The organism is Sphingobacteriaceae bacterium (assembly GCA_016715905.1).
In the GTDB taxonomy this organism is placed as follows: Bacteria; Bacteroidota; Bacteroidia; order B-17B0; family Aurantibacillaceae; genus Aurantibacillus.
Genome location: JADJXI010000019.1, coordinates 20,036 through 44,912 on the forward strand (window position 1 = coordinate 20,036; position 24,877 = coordinate 44,912).

Sequence of the window (24,877 nt, forward strand, 5' to 3'; positions counted from 1 at the left end):
AAAAATTTTGGATTTTGAAAAAATCATTTTTGAAAAATGGAGGCAATATAATCGTCCAAAATCAATAAAATTGGTATCATTAGGATGGCAACACTCTAATTAACTTGAATAAATTGGTTTAGGCGCGGCCATTGCTACCAAAAAATAGGTCATTTTTTACTCGCTTGATTTCATGTATAAATATTTTTTAAAAATACACATGCTTGTGACCCGTAAACCTCTATAGTGTAGTGATAATCTAGTATTAACATGTAGTAACAGATATAATCCTATAAAAAGTTTTGGATTTTGAAAAAATCATTTTTGAAAAATGGAGGTAATATAGTTGTCCAAAATCAATAAAATTGGTACCATTAGGATGGCAACACTCTAATTAACTTGAATAAATTGGTTTAGGCGCCGCCATTGCTAACAGAAAAATAATTTTACCGGAAATTGCTATATTTTACTATAAATATTTTTAAATTTGTACATGCTGCTAACAGCTAAAACGCTATGGTCTAGTGATAATGTGGTATTAATTGGTAGCACCAGTTATGACGCTATGAAAAATTTTGGATTTTGAAAAAATCATTTTTGAAAAATGGAGGCAATATAATCGTCCAAAATCAATAAAATTGGTATCATTAGGATGGCAACACTCTAATTAACTTGAATAAATTGGTTTAGGCGCGGCCATTGCTACCAAAAAATAGGTCATTTTTTACTCGCTTGATTTCATGTATAAATATTTTTTAAAAATACACATGCTCGTGACCCGTAAACCTCTATAGTGTAGTGATAATCTAGTATTAACATGTAGTAACAGATATAATCCTATAAAAAGTTTTGGATTTTGAAAAAATCATTTTTGAAAAATGGAGGCAATATAATTGTCCAAAATCAATAAAATTGGTATCATTAGGATGCCAACACTCTAATTGACTTGAATAAATTGGTTTAGGCGCCGCCATTGCTAACAGAAAAATATTTTTACCGGAAAATGCAATATTTTGCTAAAAATATTTTTAAATTTGTACATGCTGCTAACAGCTAAAACGCTATGGTCTAGTGATAATGTGGTATTAATCGGCACCACCAGTTATGACGCTATGAAAAGTTTTGGATTTTGAAAAAATCATTTTTGAAAAATGGAGGCAATATAATTGTCTAAAATCAATAAAATTGGTACCATTAGAATGCCAACACTCTAATTAACTTGAATAAATTGGTTTAGGCGCGGCCATTGCTACCAAAAAATAGGTCATTTTTTACTCGCTTAATTTCACGTATAAATATTTTTTAAAAATACACATGCTTGTGACCCGTAAACCTCTATAGTGTAGTGATAATGTGATATTAACATGTAGTAACAGATATAATCCTATAAAAAATTTTGGATTTTGAAAAAAATCATTTTTGAAAAATGGAGGCAATATAATTGTCCAAAATCAATAAAATTGGTATCATTAGGATGGCAACACTCTAATTAACTTGAATAAATTGGTTTAGGCGCGGCCATTGCTACCAAAAAATAGGTCATTTTTTACTCGCTTAATTTCATGTATAAATATTTTTTAAAAATACACATGCTTGTGACCCGTTAACCCCTATAGTGTAGTGATAATCTAGTATTAACATGTAGTAACAGATATAATCCTATAAAAAGTTTTGGATTTTGAAAAAATCATTTTTGAAAAATGGAGGCAATATAATCGTCTAAAATCAATAAAATTGGTATCATTAGGATGGCAACACTCTAATTAACTTGAATAAATTGGTTTAGGCGCCGCCATCGCTAACAGAAAAATATTTTTACCGGAAAATGCAATATTTTGCTAAAAATATTTTTAAATTTGCACATGCTGATAACAGCTAAAACGCTATGGTCTAGTGATAATGTAGTATTAATCGGCACCACCAGTTATGACGCTATGAAAAATTTTGGATTTTGAAAAAATCATTTTTGAAAAATGGAGGCAATATAATCGTCCAAAATCAATAAAATTGGTATCATTAGGATGGCAACACTCTAATTAACTTGAATAAATTGGTTTAGGCGCCGCCATTGCTACCAAAAAATAGGTCATTTTTTACTCGCTTAATTTCATGTATAAATATTTTTTTAAAAATACACATGCTTGTGACCCGTAAACCTCTATAGTGTAGTGATAATCTAGTATTAACATGTAGTAACAGATATAATCCTATAAAAAGTTTTGGATTTTGAAAAAATCATTTTTGAAAAATGGAGGCAATATAATTGTCCAAAATCAATAAAATTGGTACCATTAGGATGGCAACACTCTAATTAACTTGAATAAATTGGTTTAGGCGCGGCCATTGCTACCAAAAAATAGGTCATTTTTTAATCGCTTAATTTCATGTATAAATATTTTTTAAAAATATACATGCTTGTGACCCGTAAATCTCTATAGTGTAGTGATAATCTAGTATTAACATGTAGTAACAGATATAATCCTATGAAAAGTTTTGGATTTTGAAAAAATCATTTTTGAAAAATGGAGGCAATATAATCGTCTAAAATCAATAAAATTGGTACCATTAGGATGGCAACACTCTAATTAACTTGAATAAATTGGTTTAGGCGCCGCCATTGCTAACAGAAAAATATTTTTACTGGAAAATGCAATATTTTGCTAAAAATATTTTTAAATTTGCACATGCTGCTAACAGCTAAAACGCTATGGTCTAGTGATAATGTAGTATTAATCGGCACCACCAGTTATGACGCTATAAAAAATTTTGGATTTTGAAAAAATCATTTTTGAAAAATGGAGGCAATATAATTGTCCAAAATCAATAAAATTGGTACCATTAGGATGGCAACACTCTAATTAACTTGAATAAATTGGTTTAGGCGCCGCCATTGCTACCAAAAATAGGTCATTTTTTAATCGCTTAATTTCATGTATAAATATTTTTTAAAAATACACATGCTTGTGACCCGTAAACCTCTATAGTGTAGTGATAATCTAGTATTAACATGTAGTAACAGATATAATCCTATAAAAAGTTTTGGATTTTGAAAAAATCATTTTTGAAAAATGGAGGCAATATAATCGTCTAAAATCAATAAAATTGGTATCATTAGGATGGCAACACTCTAATTAACTTGAATAAATTGGTTTAGGCGCCGCCATTGCTAACAGAAAAATATTTTTATCGGAAAATGCAATATTTTGCTATAAATATTTTTAAATTTGCACATGCTGCTAACAGCTAAAACGCTATGGTCTAGTGATAATGTAGTATTAATCGGCACCACCAGTTATGACGCTATAAAAAGTTTTGGATTTTGAAAAAATCATTTTTGAAAAATGGAGGCAATATAATTGTCCAAAATCAATAAAATTGGTATCATTAGGATGGCAACACTCTAATTAACTTGAAAAAAGGGGTTTAGGCGCGGCCATTGCTACCAAAAAATAGGTCATTTTTTAATCGCTTAATTTCATGTATAAATATTTTTTAAAAATACACATGCTTGTGACCCGTAAACCTCTATAGTGTAGTGATAATGTGATATTAACATGTAGTAACAGATATAATCCTATGAAAAGTTTTGGATTTTGAAAAAATCATTTTTGAAAAATGGAGGCAATATAATTGTCTAAAATCAATAAAATTGGTATCATTAGAATGGTAACACTCGAATTTACTTGAAAAAAGGGGTTTGGGCGCGATTATAGCTATTAAAAAATATATATAAGAGTGAAGATATTTTTGTATGGTTTATAAAAGAGAGGATTCACTATGAAAGTATTTGATATTGTTAAATAAGGGTAGTTGGTAATGAATAAAAAAATGTATTGTTATTTAAAATATATGAGAGGGAGGGGGTTGCTCAAAAAAAAAAAAAAAAAAGAACAAGAGAGTGTTGTTATTGATAAAAAATAATTGAAAATGAAAGTGAATTGAAAAGGTTTTTAATTAAATATCAAAGTTTGTTGAAAAAAAAATAATAAAGAGTATAAGTGAGAATAGCGATATGAGAGAAAAAAGAAGGGAGGAGAAAAAGATGTAGAAGAGTTGAATAATAGCTAGAAGGGAAAGGAGAGATCGCTGTGAAAGAGAAAAAGTGATAAAGAGAGGAGATAATGAAAAGAAAGGGGGTTAGTGTAAATGTATAAAATAAAAAAAAAAAGGGTGTATAAAAAAAAATTACAGATAGAATGAGAAAAGGAAAGGAAGAGAAAGAAAAGAAGAGTGACGGGAGGAGAAGCAAAAAGAGGAAGGGGGGAAAGAGGAGAAGAGTGTTGAAAGGGAGAGAAAGGGAGAGAGAGAAAGAAAGGAGAATAAAGAAAGAGAAGGAAAGAGAAAAGAAAGGGAAAGAGGAGAGAGAAAGAGGTGGAGAGAGAGAGAGAGTGGAGAGATAAAGAGATAAAGGTGAAAAAAAATGACATGGTAAAAACATGGAAAGAAGAGGAGGGGAGAAAGAAATGAAAAGAACAAGCTAGAGAGAAGTGAAGAGATAAAGGTGAAAAAAAAGAGAGAGAGGAGAAACAGAAGGGGGAGAGAGTGAAAACAAGTGAAAAGAGAGCAGGTGAAAAAAAAGGGGGGGGAAGGGAACAAGTGAAAAAAAAAAAAAGGGGGGGAAGGGAACAAGTGAAAGAGGAGAAAAGTGAAAGAGGAGGGAGAAAATGAAAGAGGAGGAGAAATGCAAAGAGAGGAGGGGAGAGAAAATGAAAGAGGAAGAAGGAGAGAAATTTCAAGAGAAGAGTAAGGTGGTAAAATCATTATTAAAAAACATATATATAAAGAGAAATCGTGATATGTAAGCGGGCTGAACCTCAGGTGATCGCAACAACAAGGCTGCTCTACACCTTACAGTACCCCATATCTATTTAAGTCGTCTGCATATGATCTATATAGAACAGAGTCTCATGGTTGAAATATGAAAGGCTCTCTAGAGAAAAGTAGCTGCTGTGAGCTAGGTCACAACAGCAGAACAAATCTCTCTATGGTTGCACTTGTTAACACTGTTCTCCCCATTGATTAGAATAAATAGCTCTCTCTCTAGGTCTGCTTCTAGCTTAGAGGCGTTCAGCTATAAGCAGGCATATGTTAGCGTTGCTTCATTGGCTTGTCAACCAGAAGCATTACCAATTATATGAATTAATGGTTCCTCTCGTACTGAATTAAATTACTATCAAAGCTACTTGCATCTCTAGAACAGTATTAGAACTGCTCTATATTACTAGACTCGGCAGTAGGGTAAAACTAACCTGTCTCACGACGGTCTAAACCCAGCTCACGTTCCCTTTTAATGGGTGAACAATCCAACGCTTTATCAATTCTGCTTGATAATGATAGGAAGAGCCGACATCGAAGGATCAAAAAGCGACGTCGATCTGAACTCTTGGCCGCCACAAGCCAGTTATCCCTATGGTAACTTTTCTGACACCTCTAGAATAAAAAAAATGGTTATATACAGGGTTATATATCAGCATTGCTGCCTTACCCCTCTAAAGGATCGATAGGCCATACTTTCATAGTTATTACATTTACTGAACATCATAATCAAGTGTACTGTTTAGCCTTTTCCTCTACAAAAGGTTTCTGTCCTTTTTGAGTACACCTTTGGACACTTGCGCTATCATTTCACAAATGTGCCGCCCCAGCCAAACTCCCCATCTGAAAATATTGAAGAAAACTCGGTATCAAGAGCGAGAGAGACTGCTAGCTATCACTAGAGAAAGCTCGTGAGTGGTATGAAAAAGAGCTGCTCAGTTATTGCTAAATGAGCATCTCCACACACCTTGAACTCTCGAACAACTCTAATAAAAGTCACTAACAGCTTCATCGCACTTGCATATGTGCATCACAATGTGAACTGCTTACACAGTTCACCCTCGTTGCCATCTCCTTAGTAAAGCAATGATTACGGTAGTGGTATTTCATTATCGCCTTGCAGCTCCCACTTATGCTACACCCTTAATATCACGTCACAAATACAAACTAGAGTCAAGCTCAATAGGGTCTTCTTTCCCCGCTGTCTATTTTATCCGGCCCGTTCCCCGGACTGTGGTTTCACTAGCGTGTAGATAGGGACAGTAGGAATCTCGTTAATCCATTCATGCACGTCACTAATTAGATGACGAGGCATTTGGCTACCTTAAGAGAGTCATAGTTACTCCCGCCGTTAACCCGCGCTTGGTCGAATCTCTTCACATTGACATTCAGAGCACTGGGCAGAAATCACATTGAGTTAAAGACATTTTCAATCCTCAAAAAGTTCTCAATGCTTTGTTTTTATTAAACAGTCGGATTCCCCTAGTTAGTAACAGTTCAAAATTAAAAGTAAGTGAACGCACCAAGTAGTGAGACCCCTTACTCCACTCCACACATAACGAGCTACAAGTATCACCGTTGCCAGTAACACCTACAACTCGCTACGCTTAAAATGAAGCGGTAGCCTCCTTAATGCGCTCCTTTCATTTGAGCCAACCCTTTTCCCTAAGTTACAGGTCTATTTTGCCGACTTCCCTTACCTACGTTATGCTACTTCGCCAGAGGCTATTAACCTTGAGGACCTGATGCGGTTATGGGTACGAAATGGTCTGAAAATGAATGGAATTGTTCCACAAGACATCATTTTTCAAGGGACATTAGCGATACACAGTTCATGGAAGTGATAAACATACCGATGAAAGTACACCTAGCACCTCACAGGGAGATCATAAAAAATGAGCTCCTATTAAGGCAAATGAATAGTGCATCTCAGAACAAATCTAGCTCAACACTATTCGGAGAATGCAACTACACTACTATTGCTAGCAGTAAAGCACACCCTACACGCCTTTATACAGAAAAGATAACTCTGTATTGGAACGCTAATGCCGTTATGACGTTCATTTGAGTCGCCTCTTCATATCCAGACGAACCACACCAATATATTGCTATACCAGAATGACCCTCACCATGTACAGGAATATTAACCTGTTTCCTTTTCGAGCACCAGGAGGGACTCTAGAAGAATCTCTCCTTGTTGACCATTTCGGACTGCTCTTAAGATCGACTAACTCCTGGCTTAATACAATTGCCAGGAAAACCTTCCTCACATCGGCGGTCAAGGTTCTCACTTGACTAGTTGCTACTACCACCAAGATCTGTACTAACGCATGATCAAGACAGGATCACTCCTTGTCTCCTTCATTTCGCTTCAAAAAAAGTATGCGTCACACAAGCTTACAACTAGCAGCATAATTGTTATTGCTGCTAGTGTCATTTATATGTTATACACTTTCAGCGCCATTAATTTTCAAGGCTATTGCATTTGCCAGGTGAGTTGTTACACATTCCTTAGCAGATTCCGACTTCCATGGCCACTGTCCTGGTGTCTTAATACAACAACACTTTTTATGGTATCTAATAATGAGTGTACAATCAGGCACATTTAAAATGACTTTCGGTTCATCCCGCATCACATATTCTGCTTACCAAAAAATGTCCACAAATAGAAAATATCATTCAAAGATGCAGTGCTATACGACCACTACACCTATCACACCCATTTAAAGTTTGACAATGAGTTGAGAAAGTTTCTCTCCCAAATCCCCTAATCATTATCTTTACCAGATGTAACTGTTTTTCTACTGCTATCCTGAGAGAAATTTCAGCTTGAACCAGCTACTAGATGGTTCGATTAGTCTTTCGCCCCTATACTCATATTTGACAAACGATTTGCACGTCAGTATTGCTACGAACTTCCATCAGAGTTTCCCCTGACTTCATTCTACACAAGTATAGTTCACCATCTTTCGGGTCACAACATATAGACTACAAATGACGTCCAAGTAAAGATTAACAATTGACGCCTTCGAGTATGCCACCCTCAATAAAGAGAGAGAGTTTCTACCCTCTTACTTTCATTACGGATATTGGTTTAATAAACCCTTATCCTTGCCCACATGTTATACTCCTTGGTCCGTGTTTCAAGACGGGATAAAAAAGCCACGTCCAGCACTTGATTAGAGTGCTTGGAACAACCGTATCACTCACTCAAATGTTGAGCTTGCAGCACCTAAACAACACCCATTATCAATGCACTTCTAAGAGTACATCAATAAGAGCATTATATAGATATTACAATCACAATGATTAAGAGAGTGCATTGGCTCAAATACACAGCTCTACCGGGCAATACTTCCCCGAGTAACAACTCACCTAATCTAACACAAGGATAGACCGACAAGCTTCCTCTAGAGAGATTCTGCACCGGGACAACTGTGCATGTTGTTTCGCATTAATTAAGAGAGAGCTGGTATTGCTACCAAGACAACTCCCCTTTTTAGCTTGACGCTGCTTTTTAGGTTCTCACTGATCAATTTCACATTCTTATGTTTAACTCTCTTTTCAGAGTTCTATTTCAATTTTCCTTCACAGTACTTGTTTGCTATCGGTCTTGTAGGTATATTTAGCGTTAGGTGCCATTTACCACCTATATAAATTTCATACAGCAATCCCAAGCTGTACTACTCTTAAGAGTGAAAAGTAAGAAACAACAGAATATAACCTTACGAGACTATCACTCTCTATGGTGCCGTTTTCCAACGAACTTGAGGTTATACATCTATCGCTATCTCTACACTCCCATAAATTACAACTCTTGACCAGCTTGCACCAGTCAAGATTTTAATTTTGCGCTATGCCCGTTTCACTCGCCGTTACTAAGGGCATCTCATTTGATTTCTTTTCCTCCGGTGAATGATATGCTTAAGTTTACCGGGTGAATTGCAACGAGAAGATGGTCTGAAAGAGTAGAAGAGCTTCCATTTGATATGGAAAGAGAAGCACTTATATAAAATACAAGCTCATAGTAACCTCAACTAGATTTAACATATCAACCTAGATACAACAAGTTGAATTTAGGTCAAAAGATGATGAATCTATCATTGTTAAGGTAAAACAAATGATACTTCTCTATATATATATATACTCTCCATTTTACAAGAGGTTATTTAGACATTGATACTAGCAAAAAATATTGGTAGTATAACTGAAAACGTATTATGTTGTTAAACCTCTCTTCCGTTGCTAGTGTATCCATGAAAGATACACTGCCAAGTGCGTTCGATATTTTGATGAATCACGAATAACCGCATCTCATATTAATTAACGTATTTCGCTACGATCTTCATCAACCTACAAGCCAAATGATCCCTCGACCAGTGACTGTACATTTAAAAAATGTTGAGTACATAATTGTTACATATATATTATAAAAAGAGTTCTATATAAGAAAAAAAACCAGTGCCATTTCTGAACACCGTTGACTTGTAGATACAATTAAGTATCTATTTAGCCATCTATCAGTATACTTTTCAGCACACTTTACGCATGGGTATCCATATATATATTTACACAAAAAGTGCTATATATATACTCCACCTGTAGCGCTTGATTTTTTTTTGTCGTGTATATATTATTAATGATCCAACCGCAGGTTCACCTACGGTTACCTTGTTACGACTTCTCCTTCCTCTAAATTATAAGATTTGTTGCAATTTGAAGCAATCACCATTGCTGATGACCGCGACTCCTTGCAACTCATCGGACAATTCAATCGGTAGGAGCGACGGGCGGTGTGTACAAAGGGCAGGGACGTAATCAGCACAGGTTGTTGACCTGTGCTTACTAGGTATTCCAAGTTGAAGATGAAAAATTACAAGCATCTATCCCAGATATGGTTAAAAAGATTCACTAAGGATTAGCCAGATATTTCTATCAAGCTTTTGCTGCCTCTCAACAGATTGCTCTGTTTCAAAACAACTAGGACCCTCTGAACTTTACCATTGTAACACGCGTGTCGCCCAGAACATCTAAGGGCATCACAGACCTGATATTGCCTTTAACTTACATTGATTGAACATCAATAGTCGAAATAAGAAGTCACATGCTGCAAGAGTAAACCCTCACAACAGCCACTAGTGGTAATTATAACTGGCGATGACATCTGAAAGGGGAACATGCCCTTCTTCCAGAGACACCAACTATATTTGACATTGCCACTAGAGCACTATTTATCTCTAAAGGTCTCGTTCGTTAACGCAATTAAGCCGACAATTCATATCACGAACTAAGATCGGCCATGCACCACCACCCATAGAATCATGAAAGATCTCTAATCTGTCAATCCTTATTATGTCCTGACCTGGTGAGTTTCCCCGTGTTGAGTCAAATTAAACCGCAAGTTCCACACCTGGTGGTGCCCTTCCGTCAATTCCTTTAAGTTTCAGCCTTGCGACCATACTCCCCCCAAAGTCCGATCACTTTAATTTCTTACGAAATTCAGGGAGAGACCTTATATGAATGCTACTATTGCTAGTAACACTCATGCGAAGTACCTTTTTTATGAAGAGCGCATATTTATGCACTCCTCCCTATCCTTTGTCGACATTGTTTATGGTTAAGACTACGACGGTATCTGATCATCTTCGATCCCTTAACTTTCGTTCTTGATTAATGAAAACACCCTTGCAAAGTGCTTTCGCATTAGTGAGTCTTTCTACAGTCTACGCATTTCACCGCTCGTGTAGAAATACTAATTGCCCCAATAGTCCCTTTTAATCATTAAAAAGGCAAGACACAACAATGTTGCCACTGCTGTGAAACGCATCTTACCTCTTTCATCTTCTATTATCCCATACTCTATTATTCAATGGACAAACGTCCTGCTTTAAACACCCTATTTTACTTATGGTAATGTGAGTAAGAACGGTCAACGCGTAATCTTTCAATTACGTGTAGTGCTACTTACTCAGGAGGGACCAGAGTGAGCTCCAAGATGAATTTATTTCACCCAGGAGCTCGCCTCTAGCCACACCTAAACTACGAGCTTTTTAAATACAGCAACTTAAATATACGCTACTGGAGCTGGAATTACCGCGGCTGCTGGCACCAGACTTGCCCTCCAGTTGATACTAATTAATTTGTTTACATTGTACTCATTACAATCGGCTAATAGGTTTCCCCATTATATGCCGTCGTTATTTTTTGTCACTACCTCAACGTGTTGTTATTGGGTAATTTGCGCGCCTGCTGCCTTCCTTGGAAGTGGTGGCAATCTCTCTAGGCCCCCTCTCCAGAATAAAACCCTTATTCTCTGTTACCCGTTATAATCATGGTAATCCACTATATTACCATCGACAATTGATAGATAAGAAATTTGAATGAAGCGGTGATCGCTCACTCTGCTATTTAGTAAACTGTGTCTCATCTCAATTTTGCGTCTCTTTAGCCTCCAGTTAATGCAGGGATTCTGATTGCTCAGTCTCCCCTTTTTGCATGTATTATCTATAGCTTTCCCACAGTTATCCACATAACAGAGAAACTGTTTCAAGTTTCCACGTTCAAATAAATTATAACTTTTTTAATAAGCTGTTCACAGTCTCGTACATACGTGTTACTTATACTTACATTTGCATGGCTTAATCCTTTAAACAAGCATATATGTCTGGCGGGATCAACCAGATATAGTTATATGAATGAAGATGCATAATGAATAACATCAACAAAGTGATGATATTCAATATACAACAGCACTCTTATGAAAATTATATATATATATATACACATAACCTATCACCATATGTGAAAAAAATTTTTAACACCTTTATCACATTGTTACATTCATAAACCCCATGTTTATATAAATAAAGACAACAGGTACTCTCCAACAGTAATAATATATGAGAACGTCAGTAAACATAATACGCAATAGCAAGGTTTTGACGACAATACTGTTTTATGGATCTATGTGCATTGCCACTACTCCAGTATTCGCATCCAGCAAATTGGTCGGACTATCCACACTATTAATTATAGCTCTATTAGTCACAGCAACTGGAGTACAGGATCTCGTTTTCAATACCCAGTTCGTAAAACCTTTTGCACTATAATTAAAAGCGGTATGCCAAGCAAGGGAGACGCTACTATTTTACTTCATAGTTATCATATAGCTTTTTTTGATTGCTCTATCATTACTGTTTTTAAATACAACTATATAACCAACCAATAGTCTCTTTATTTATATTTACATATTGTCAACTATTTAACAATGATCAATCAATGAAAAAAAAATCTTTCATGATAATAGGCGGTCCCAACTACACCGCTTTAAAAACAAGCGTGAGCATTTGTGGCCTACAATAGTGTCGTTCACTTTATATTTGAACATTTCTATTCAAATATAAAGAGTAACTAATTGATAACACGCACCCATTCTTTTCAATAACAATAAATTGCTTTATACAGCATCACCTGTTTTATAAAGCATACGATATCAATTAAGAATGATATGTTCATTCTTATTCATTAGAGAACAATAGTACAATTTTTAATACAATATAAAAGATCTTTAGGCTACATCATCTCATACACCTGCCACCAACCATCCAGTAAAACAAGCACAGTTATGTTTTACCAAGACAATTTACCCATTCGGGAGCGTCAACACCGTATTATAAGTACAGCTGCGATGAGATTTACGTGATTAAGCCAAAAACAGGATAATATAGCCTGAAGCACTATAAAATAGAATGGGTTACATGATAAAAATCACTATCCATTTCACGCTAACCTATTTTACAATGCAGCTAAACATCCTATAGAATTTAAAAAAAATTTTTTTTATCACCATGATTTCTCATGATGATAAACAAGAATCATCGATGCAACAATTAACATTATTTAAACCCAATCATTTGTAGAGAGAGCATAGTCTATATTTTTCAATAAACCATGTATAGGTACCGTGTTAAAATACCCGTTTCATCTACTATTGTTAGGGTTACTATAAACCTTTATTGAAAAAGTGACATATACCAGTACTCATTTCATTTTTCATACTAGAAGCTAATTTGATAGTGTTGCTTCGTTTTGAAAAAATCATTTATACCACACATGCCACCGTAACAATATGTACACTCGTTACTTTCTTTACCCACAACGGATACAGATCATCTTACACCGATCTTATAGTCGATGCGACCAGCTGTATAAGTCCCGGAGGCTGGACAATGAGCAGTTTCATCCCACCTGGATTACCGTTGTGAATGGTTATTTTCATATGGCCAGGGCCAAAAGAGGTACGCCGTATATGTACGATAACCATTCGAGTGCTGATGTATTTACCCACCTATACTATCCCTATGTGGCTGCCATTAAAGAGATTTATATCTCATGCTATACGATTCATCATATTACTATTGTTATTTATCTACACAACACAATTGGCACTGTATGAAATAATAGGTATACTGCATGTGTAACGCTGTTATACAATTAACAATAACAGATAATGAGAGAACCTTCTTTGCGTTGGTTGAGAGCTCCTCCTGAAAAAGCGAGGATTGCACAACAACGCAACACACACAATGCATTTACGGCCGTCTTTATCACACACCCCTAATGATAGGTGAACCTATAGGCGATTATTTATCAATAATAGCTGTAATCACTGCATTTCAATGCCTCTCCCGAAGGATTGGCCTTCATACAGTCATTCAACACCATTATTGAATTTTTTACGCTTCTAGGACGCGGTATAATAGAAATGTGCTTTAAATAACGATCCTGATACACAACACCACTATCCACTTTATTCACACTGCATATACCTCACCCCTGTATTACCATATACAGAGATTCAGTACTTTATACTTTACCTACATTACATCTTTTAAAAAAAAAAAATGCAGTGATTACAACGCTTCATCTTAGTGGAAATCCTATACCCATTATAACACACCAACATACCAACTGCTTAATGTTGCATTAAACAGGGCTACCTAGTAATATAATTATTTATATAACACAACCAATCTCTCCACCTAATGCTTGTTCGTCACTGCGACTGTAAAACAGCCCGTCTTGACGCTTTCCACACTAAATGGTGACAACAACATGGTGTCATATATTAATGAGCACCTTCTGCGATTTGATTGCAATACACCATTAACTGGCGGTCTCACCCATAGCATACCTCCCGCACGCTTTCACGTGGTAGAGCATATGCCTAGTGATTAACCAGATATACGAAACACGGAGTAGTCTCACAATGCACCACATAAAGGTGTCCACGCTCGTGAAACATGCTTTCAATATATGCATCACGATTGAGCGTCTCCTGACGCGGCAACCGATTACTGCATGTTGCACTGCAATCAAACCCTCTTGTTTAGCTCTACCACCATGCCCTAAGAGTGTTATTTGACAACAGTACAACACACACACGCATAACATATATACCCATACCCTATAACCGACAGCAACACATTGTATGATTGATAGCAGCACTATCAGTACTATCAAAAGGCAATGCATCACTGAAGCGAGCGCCGAACCATATACTCTTAACAGCTTTCATCCACCATGCATTAAGAATATCAGCGCGACGACCGTATGCTATATAGATACGGCGTCAACCAACAATAGCGATCACCTCCCCATGCGTGATGAGGCGCGAGACACACCAACGTTTTGCAGCCCAATGTTATGATGCCGATAAAATAACAGCGTCTCAGGAGGATACAGCTATCCGTCGTTCTGCCATATAAAATATGCCAGCGTCTCGTATAGCGAGCACCCCGTCGTTCTGATACCCCAACAGCATCTCTCGGGCGCGAGACACAGCGGCCTCCCACGCGATAGAGCGACAACGACCATGCATACCCCATATCCACCAACGTACCGTCGACTGATATAAATAACAGCCCTCGGGCGCGCGAGCAGGTGTGATACGCATGGGCGTGCGCGTGCTATAAAATATACAGCGACGCGCGAGCGTAATGACGGTCCTTTATATAGTAACATTGTTAAAATAACGCGTTACGTATAAAAAAAAACACATCTGTAACAGTTCCCATCAGAAATGATGGAAAAAAATTATGCAAGGCGTTTTTAGGGCCCGAAAACAGAAAATCTCAAACCCAACCCAACCCAACTTTAACCCAACCCAACCCACAGACCACAACCCAACCAAACCACCAGTGCTCTTTTAGCATCCCCATTTCATTACACTCATTATCAATATTACCGTAACAATATTAGCCACTAGTGCTATCTCACAACATATATCAATCGTATATAGTATTTTCGGTTATTTCTTATCATTTTAATTTTCCGATTTAATAAATCAACCGAAAATCACTCAATGCACAGTCATTTTAAAACCACACCATATACACTATTATTGCCCACTATCATATCTATAGATTCACGTCAAAAAAATTTTTTTTAACCGATTTCAACGAGAAAAACAGTTATATTAGACGACGATCATATAATTTTTTCACATATATATATTAAACACAATATGTGAATAAGATTCACGTCAAAAAATTATTTTAGTTTTGGTCAACGGAAATTCAAAATTTCGGTTCGAAAAAATAATTTTTTTAATTAAATTTTAATTCAATTTAAGAAAGTACGGTAAAATTTTTTAAATTCGTTCTTTTAACGTAAAAATAACTTTTTTATATATTTTGAGTTATATATAATCCATTCCGCACATAAAAAATTTTTTTTACCGTAGTCGGGAAAAAATGTTGACTTTTTTTATTTTAACGTAAAAATAACTTTTTTATATATTTTGAGTTTTATAGAATCCATTCCGCACATAAAAATTTTTTTTATTATTGGAGCGATTATTTATCATATTATTTATCATATTATTTCTCAGGGTAGCTGGAGTCAATGTTATTGAAAGCCTCTCCTGAAAGAACGAGATTGATAGAATGATGCAACACCACCCATGAATTTTTTACGCTTCCTGGACGCCGGTTCTTTTTTACGCTTTAAGGAGACGGTTTGATGAGGGCGCTATAACAACAATCTCCTTATAATAATCATTGAAAGCCTCTCCTGAAAGAACGAGATTGATATAATGATGCAACACCACCCATGAATTTTTTACGCTTCCTGGACGCCGGTTCTTTTTTACGCTTCCTGAACACCGGTTCTTTTTTACGCTTCCAGGACACCAGTTAGTTTATGCGTAAAAAAGAACAGGCGTTCAGGAAGCGTAAAAAAGAACAGGCGTTCAGGAAGCGTAAAAAAGAACAGGCGTTCAGGAAGCGTAAAAAAGAACCGGTGTTCAGGAAGCGTAAAAAAGAACCGGCGTTCAGGAAGCGTAAAAAATTCATGGGTGGTGTTGCATCATTATATCAATCTCGTTCTTTCGGGTGATGCTTTCAATGCTTATTCTAAGGAGATTGTTGTTATAGCGCCCTCATCAAACCGTCTCCTGGAAGCATAAAAAAGAACCGGCGTTCAGGAAGCGTAAAAAATTCTGGGTGGTGTTGCGTCATTATATCAATCTCGTTCTTTCGGGTGATGCTTTCAATGCTTATTATAAGGAGATTGTTGTTATAGCGCCCTCATCAAACCGTCTCCTGAAAGCGTAAAAAAGAACCGGCGTTCAGGAAGCGTAAAAATTTCACGGCAGTGTTGCGTCATTCTATCAATCTCGTTCTTTCGGGAGAGGATTTCAATGCTTATTCTAAGGAGATTGGTGTTATAGCGCCCTCATCAAACCGTCTCCTGAAAGCGTAAAAGAACCGGCGTCCAGGAAGCGTAAAAATTCATGGGTGGTGTTGCATCATTCTATCAATCTCGTTCTTCAGGAGAGGCTTCCTGAACGCCTGTTCTTTACGCTTCCTGAACGCCTGTATTACCATCCCCCGCCGCGTTACCAAAGCGGGTGGTTCATTATTTTTCACATATGGAAAATCTCGTTTAACGGGAATCGACATTTATCAAAACTCCTTCAATAAGTAAACCCCTATATCTAGTACTATGATTTGAGATTACTCTCTGCTTCATATCAAGTGTTTGGATTGCTCTGTTTTATGCTCAAAGTTTAACCGTGACGTTTGATTTCTTTCAAGTGTCTCATAACGATACATTAGAAGATAATCTCTATCAAATAGCATACCCAGAGATCAAATAAGTGATATTTATTCATTGGACGACCTCTTCAACTTGATATATTGGCGATCGCTGTTCATCCAAAAAAAAAAATTTTTTTTATGCACTATATATGGAAAATCTCGTTTAACGGGAATTGATATTTATCAAAAACTCATTCAATAAGTAAACCCCTACATCTAGCACTATGATTTGAGATTACTCTCTGCTTCATATCAAGTGTTTGGATTGATCTGTTTCACGGTTAAAATTTGACAGTGATGTTTGATTTCTTTCAAGTGTCTCATAACGATACATTAGAAGATAATCTCTATCAAATAGCATACCCAGAGATCAAATAAGTGATATTTATTCATTGGACGACCTCTTCAACTTGATATATTGGCGATCGCTGTTCATCCAAAAAAAAAAATTTTTTTTATGCACTATATATGGAAAATCTCGTTTAACGGGAATTGATATTTATCAAAAACTCATTCAATAAGTAAACCCCTACATCTAGCACTATGATTTGAGATTACTCTCTGCTTCATATCAATTGTTTGGATTGATCTGTTTCACGGTTAAAATTTGACAGTGACGTTTGATTTCTTTCAAGTGTCTCATAACGATACATTAGAAGAAAATCTCTATCAAATAGCATACCCAGAGATCAAATAAGTGATATTTATTCATTGGAAGACCTCTTCAACTCGATATATTGGTGATCGCTGTTCATCCAAAAAAAAAATTTTTTTATGCACTATATATGGAAAATCTCGTTTAACGGGAATTGATATTTATCAAAAACTCATTCAATAAGTAAACCCCTACATCTAGTACTATGATTTGAGATTACTCTCTCATATCAAGTGTTTGGATTGATCTGTTTCACGGTTAAAATTTGACAGTGATGTTTGATTTCTTTCAAGTGTCTCATAACGATACATTAGAAGATAATCTCTATCAAATAGCATACCCAGAGATCAAATAAGTGATATTTATTCATTGGACGACCTCTTCAACTTGATATATTGGCGATCGCTGTTCATCCAAAAAAAAATTTTTATGCACTATATATGGAAAATCTCGTTTAACGGGAATTGATATTTATCAAAAACTCATTCAATAAGTAAACCCCTACATCTAGCACTATGATTTGAGATTACTCTCTGCTTCATATCAAGTGTTTGGATTGATCTGTTTTATGCTCAAAGTTTAATAGCGACATTTGATTTCTTCAAGTGTCTCATAACGATACATTAGAAGATAATCTCTATCAAATAGCATACCCAGAGATCAAATAAGGGATATTTATTCATTGAAAGTTGTCTTCAACCGATATATTTTGATCGTTGTTCATCCAAAAAAAAAAATTTTTTTATGCACTATATATGGAAAATCTCGTTTAACGGGAATCGACATTTATCAAAAACTCATTCAATAAGTAAACCCCTATATCTAGCACTATGATTTGAGATTACTCTCTGCTTCATATCAATTGTTTGGATTGCTCTGTTTCACGGTTAAAAATTAATAGTGACGTTTGATTTCTTTCAAGTGTCTCATAACGATACATTAGAAGATAATATCTATCAAATAGCATACCCAGAGATCAAATAAGTGATATTTATTCATTGGACGACCTCTTCAACTTGATATATTGGCGATCGCTGTTCATCCAAAAAAAAAAAATTTTTTTTATGCACTATAGTATGGAAAATCTGTTTAACGGGAATCGACATTTATCAAAAAACTCATTCAACAAGTAAACCCCTACATCTAGCACTATGATTTGAGATTACTCTCTGCTTCATATCAAGTGTTTGGATTGCTCTTGTTTCACGGTTAAAATTAATAGTGATGTTTGATTTCTTTCAAGTGTCTCATAACGATACATTAGAAGATAATATCTATCAAATAGCATACCCAGAGATCAAATAAGCGATATTTATTCATTGGATGGCCTCTTCAACTTGATATATTGGCGATCGCTGTTCATCCAAAAAAAAAAAAATTTTTTTATGCACTATATATGGAAAATCTCGTTTAACGGGAATCGACATTTATCAAAACTCATTCAATAAGTAAAACTCTCACATCTAGCACCCGCGATTTGAGATTACTCTTCTGCTTCATATCAATTGTTTGGATTGCTCTGTTTTATGCTCAAAGTTTAACAGTGATGTTTGATTTCTTTCAGTGTCTCATAACGATACATTAGACGATAACTTATCAAATAGCATACCCAGAGATCAAATAAGTGATATTTATTCATTGACGACCTTCTTCAACTTGATATATTGGCGATCGTTGTTCATCCAAAAAAAAAAATTTTTTTATGCACTATATAAATGGAAAATCTCGTTTAACGGGAATTGATATTTATCAAAAACTCATTCAATAAGTAAACCCTACATCTAGTACTATGATTTGAGATTACTTCTGCTTCATATCAATTGTTTGGATTGCTCTGTTTCACGGTTAAAATTAATAGTGACGTTTGATTTCTTTCAAGTGTCTCATAACGATACATTAGAAGAAAATCTCTATCAAATAGCATACCCTGAGATCAAATAAGGATATTTATTCATTGGATGACCTTCAACTTGATATATTGACGATCGTTGTTCATCCAAAAAAAAAAAAAATTTTTTATGCACTATATATGGAAAATCTCGTTTAACGGGAATCGATATTTTTATCAAAAACTCCTTCAATAAGTAAACCCCATACATCTAGCACTATGATTTGAGATTACCTCTGCTTCATATCAAGTGTTTGGATTGCTCTGCTTCACGGTTAAAATTTTAACAGTGACCTTTGAAGGTCGACTTACCCTACTAGGATCAAATAAAAATTGTTGACTTATCATCAATCTGACCTCCTAGGGTAGCTCTATTCCATGCTATTCACGCTTTTAAAACAAAAACACCTGGTATGGTGCAGTTTTCTACAGTAAAAATTTTATATGGGAGGGGAGTGCTTTCACCTACCTTTGATCCGTGGCCTACGGGTCCATGCTTGTGAGTGAAGTTGCTCAGAATCGAAAAATACTAGGATCCCGACAGGCAACTCGATGAAACAAAATTTTGCACTTTTTTTTTTTTTTCCAAAAGCACTATATACTTAATTTTTGTGAAACTCTGGACCTCTCTTGTTGAGTATATTTACTTTTCTTCAATTCCAACTTCTCCAGCACTCTCAGCATCACTAGAAGGCCCCTACCGTTGAAAATTTTTTGGTTAGTTTCAACCTAGTCGATAGCTGTAAGGTCTCGTTATTTTGCTAAGCGCACTTTTGGCCTATAGAGTTGTTTCTTTACATCCCAACTTTCTTTGGCCTTATTGCTATGGCAAATACCTACCATTAATGTATTTATTTTAAGTTTGATAGGCCACTTATAATAGCTGGAAGGTCTCACCGTATACTGAAAAATGACATGACCACCTTTTTCGATCGACCCGAGTCACCAATCTTTTTGTAGAACTAGTGATGCTGGCAAACCAAGGAAATTAGAATGTTTCAAATCATGCTTGGTGCTAAGGGGCATTAGAGTGTTTCACTTTCGCCGCCTTTTATAGGATGATATGTCTCTGAGTACGTAAGCTGAGAAGCCTGAAACATCCATTAGATTGCCGAATGGTGTTCAAGTCATCCGCCAATTACGATTAATGATATGTATCTCGAAGCTCTCAACTCACTGGAATTGACCCAGTCTGGGGCATTGTTAAAATAATTTCATACAAATTTGAGTCTCTAGTGAGAATAGGTGGGTGCCCTGATTCTTGACCTTGACAAATGGCAATGTTGCAGAATAGAGAATGGTGAGTCTTTTTATGAAGATCGCATCTCTATCATCTACCTATAGAAAGATTTACTGTCACCTATAAAAATAAGTTGTTTTATATGCTGAAAAAAAACTTTTTTCTAAGTTGATTATATGGAGGTGTGTGAGGAAATTAGCTAAACAGTGGATAGGAGATATGGGGTTCCAACCTTCAATATAATATAGCACAACATCTAGTGTTTATATAGAAACTATGGAGATGCCTCATGATGTTGGGATGCTCTTGTAAGGAGTTGCCCTTTTTTTTTTTAAGCCACATAGCAAATCTTTCTATAGGTAGATGATAGAGAGATGATCTTCATAAAAAAGACTCACCATTTCTCTATTCTACAACATTGCTATTTATCAAAAATTGATCAGAAATTGAGCTCTATTCTCTATTAGAGACTCCAAATTTATATGAGGAGAATGATGTTTAATATGCCCCTGACCAATCTTCTTCCAGTGAGTTGAGGCTTCGAGACACACATGCCATTAATCGTACTTGGCAGATGGCAGACCACCATTCTAATCTAATGGATGTTTCAGGCTTCCTGAGCTTACGTACTCAGAGATAGACATCATCCTATAAAAGGCGGCAAATGGAAACACCCAAACCCTTGCCCGACAAGATCAAAAAGAGTTGAGACATTCTAATTTCCATTAGTTTTACCTGCATCAGCCAGTTCTGGACAAAGGATTGGTGACTCAGGTCAATCGATTTCTACGTGGTCATGTCATTCGCCATGTGCCATATATCGAGGATCTCGTTTAACGGGACCCATTATAGATCAAAAATTTTTCAATAAGTGAATGCCTACCTCTTACTAGCATCATTTTGAAATTGGTTTTGGCTTGATTTTCGATCTCTGCATTCTCCTGTTTCACGGTTAAAATTTAACAGGAACTTGCAACGGTCGACTTACCCTACTAGATCAAATAAAATTGTTGATTCTATCATCAATCTGGACCCCCTAGGATAGCTCTACCCCATGCTATTCACGCTTTTAAAACAAAAGCACCTGGTATGGTGCAGTTTTCATGCAAAATTTTATATGGAGTGGAGTGTTCACCTACCTTGATCCGTGGCCTACGGGTCCATGTTTATGGGTGAAAGCTGCTCAGAATCGAAAAATGTGTACTACAGGGATCCCTGACAGGGCAACCTCTCGATGAAACAAAATTTTGCATCTTTTTTTTTTTTCCAGCACTATATACTTAATTTTTTGTGAAATTTTGGACCTCTTTGCTGAGTATATTTACTTCTTTCTAATTCCAACTTTCTCCAGCACTCTTAGCATCACTAGAGGCCCCTACCGTTGAAAAATCTTTTGAGTTAGTTTCTAACTCTAGTCGATAGCTTTGGTCTCGTTATTTTGCTAAGCGCACTTTGACCCATGCCGTTGCTTCTTTACATCCCAACTTTCTTTAAGTCTCATTTTCATGGCAATACCTACCATTAATGTATTTATTTTAAGTTTGATAGGCTAAATTCTATAATATTTGGAAGGTTCCCACCGTATAACAGAAAAATGACATGACCAATTTCTTTTTTCGATCGACCTGAGTCACTAATCTTTTGTAGAACTAGTGATGCTGGTAAAACTAATGGAAATTAGAATGTTTCAAATCATGCTGCTCTTTATGGGCAAGGGTTTGAGGGTTTCAATTCTGCCGCCTTTTATAGAGAGGATGTCACGATATATCTCTGAGTACGTAAGCTCGAGAAGCCTGAAACATCCATTAGATTACCAGAATGGTGTGTCTTCTGCCATCTGCCAATTACGATTAATGGCATATGTATCTCGAAGCTCTCAACTCACTGGAATTGAATTGGTCTGGGGCATGTTAAAAATAATTCTCCTCATATAAATTTGAGTCTCTAGTGAGAATAGAGCTCGTTCTGATCAATTTTTGATAAATGGCAATGTTGTAGAATAGAGAATGGTGAGTCTTTTATGAAGATCGCATCTCCCATCATCTACCTATAGAAAGATTTAATGTCACCTATAAAAATAAAGTTGTTTATATGTTGAAAAAAAATTTTTTCTGTTGATTATATGGAGGTGGTGGTGAAATTAGCTAAACAGTGGATAGAGATATGGGGTTCCAACTTTCAATATAATATAGCACACAATATTCTAGTGTTTATATAGAAACTATGGAGATGTCCCATGATGTTGGGATGCTCTTGGGATGAGTTGCCTCTTTTTTTTCAAAGCTTCACAGTAAATCTTTCTATAGGTAGATGATAGAGAGATGCGATCTTCATAAAAAGACTCACCATTCTCTATATTCTACAACATTGCTATTTATCAAAAATTGATCAGAACGAGCTCTATTCTCATTAGAGACTCAAATTTATATGAGGAGAATTATTTTTTTAACATGCCTCAGACCAATTCAATTCCAGTGAGTTGAGAGCTTGGAGATGCACATGCCATTAATCGTAATTATGGATGGCAGACACCATTCCCCTAACGGCACGGATGTTTGTAGGCTTCTCGAGCTTACGTACTCAGAGATATATCATCCTATAAAAAGGCAAGGCAAAATTGGAACACCCAAACCCTTGCCCGCCAAGATCAGTAAGAGGCGAGACATTCTAATTTCCATTAGTTTTACCAGCATCACTAGTTCTACAAAGGATTGGTGACTCCAGGTCGATCGATTTTACGTGTGGTCATGTCATTCGCCATGTGCCATATAGAGGATCTCGTTTAACGGGACCCATTATAGATCAAAAAAATTCTTTCAATAAGTGAATGCCTACCTCTACTAGCAAGCATCATTTGAAATTGGTTTTGGCTTTACTTTCGATCTTTACATTCTCCTGTTTCACGGTTAAAATTTAACAGTGAACTTGCAACGGTCGACTTACCCTACTAGGATCAAATAAAATTGCTGGATTCTTAGTCATCAATCTGACCCCTAGATAGCTCTACCCCATGCTATTCACGCTTTTTTTTAAACAAAGCACCTGGTATGGTGCAGTTTTCACATGTGTACCCTTATATGGGGGTGCTTTCACCTTACCTTGGATCTGTGGCCTACAACCATGTTTATGGGTGAAAGCTGCTCAGAATCGAAAAATACTAGGATCCCGACAGGCAACTCGTTGATGAAATAAAATTTTGCACTTTTTTTTTTCCAAAAGCACTATATACTTAATTTTTGTGAAACTCTGACCCTCTTGCTGAGTATTCACTCCTTTCAATTCCAACTTTCTCCAGCACTCAGCATCACTTCAGAGGCCCCTACTGTTGAAAAAATTTTTGAGTTAGTTTCAACTCTAGTCGGTAGCTGTAAGGTCTCGTTATTTTGCTAAGCGCACTTTTGGCCTATATAGAGTTGCTTCTTTACATCCCAACTTTCTTTGGCCTTATTTTCATGGCAATACCTATCATTAACAGTTTATTTTAAGTTTGATAGGCCACTTATAATAGTTGAATAAGTCCTCGCATACGAAAATGACATGACCAATTCTTTTTCGATCGACCTGAGTCACTAATCTTTGTAGAACTAGTGATGTTGGTAAAACTAATGGAAATTAGAATGTTTCAAATCATGTTGACCTTTATGGGCATGGTACTTGAGGTTTTACCCTTTGCCGCCTTTTATAGGATGATATATTCTGAGTACGTAAGCTCGAGAAGCCTGAAACATCCATTAGATTACCAGAATGGTGTTCGCCATCTGCCAATTACGATTAATGGCATGTGTATCTCGAAGCTCTCAACTCACTGGAATTGAATTGGTCTGGGGTACGTTAAAAATAATTCTCTCATAGTAAATTTGAGTCTCTAATGAGAATAGAGCTCTCGTTCTGATCAATTTTTGATAAATGGCAAATGTTGTAGAAATAGAGAATGGTGAGCGTGGTATGAAGATCGTGCATCTCTCTCATCCATCTATAGAAAAGATTTACCATGGCCTATAAAAACAGGGGCAGCTTATATGTAGAAAAAAAAAAATTTTTTCTAAGTTGATTATATGGAGGTGGTGAGTGAAATTAGCTAAACAGTGGATAGAGATATGGGGTTCCAACTTTCAATATAATATAGTTCACAATATCTAGTGTTTATATAGAAAAACTATGAGATGCCACATGATGTTGGGATGCTCTTGTAAGGAGTT

General features: G+C 36.1%; 2 protein-coding genes and 2 rRNA genes. 2 read left to right on the plus strand and 2 right to left on the minus strand.

What is annotated here, in order from left to right:
- Positions 1-4,175: 4,175 nt before the first annotated feature.
- The gene (locus tag IPM51_15440) at positions 4,176-4,379 is read left to right on the plus strand and encodes a hypothetical protein (protein ID MBK9285692.1); all 204 of its coding nucleotides are present in this window, start codon (positions 4,176-4,178) and stop codon (positions 4,377-4,379) included.
- Positions 4,380-4,925: 546 nt separating this feature from the next.
- Here IPM51_15440 and IPM51_15445 read toward each other — a convergent pair.
- Positions 4,926-9,184, minus strand: a 23S ribosomal RNA gene (locus IPM51_15445).
- 242 nt (positions 9,185-9,426) lie between these two features.
- Positions 9,427-11,483, minus strand: a 16S ribosomal RNA gene (locus IPM51_15450).
- Together the 16S and 23S rRNA genes form the textbook arrangement of a ribosomal RNA operon.
- Positions 11,484-15,996: 4,513 nt before the next feature.
- Between IPM51_15450 and IPM51_15455 the strand changes: the two genes are divergently transcribed.
- Positions 15,997-16,191, plus strand: a complete 195-nt coding sequence (locus IPM51_15455) for a hypothetical protein (GenBank protein MBK9285693.1) — start codon at positions 15,997-15,999, stop codon at positions 16,189-16,191.
- Positions 16,192-24,877: the final 8,686 nt, after the last annotated feature.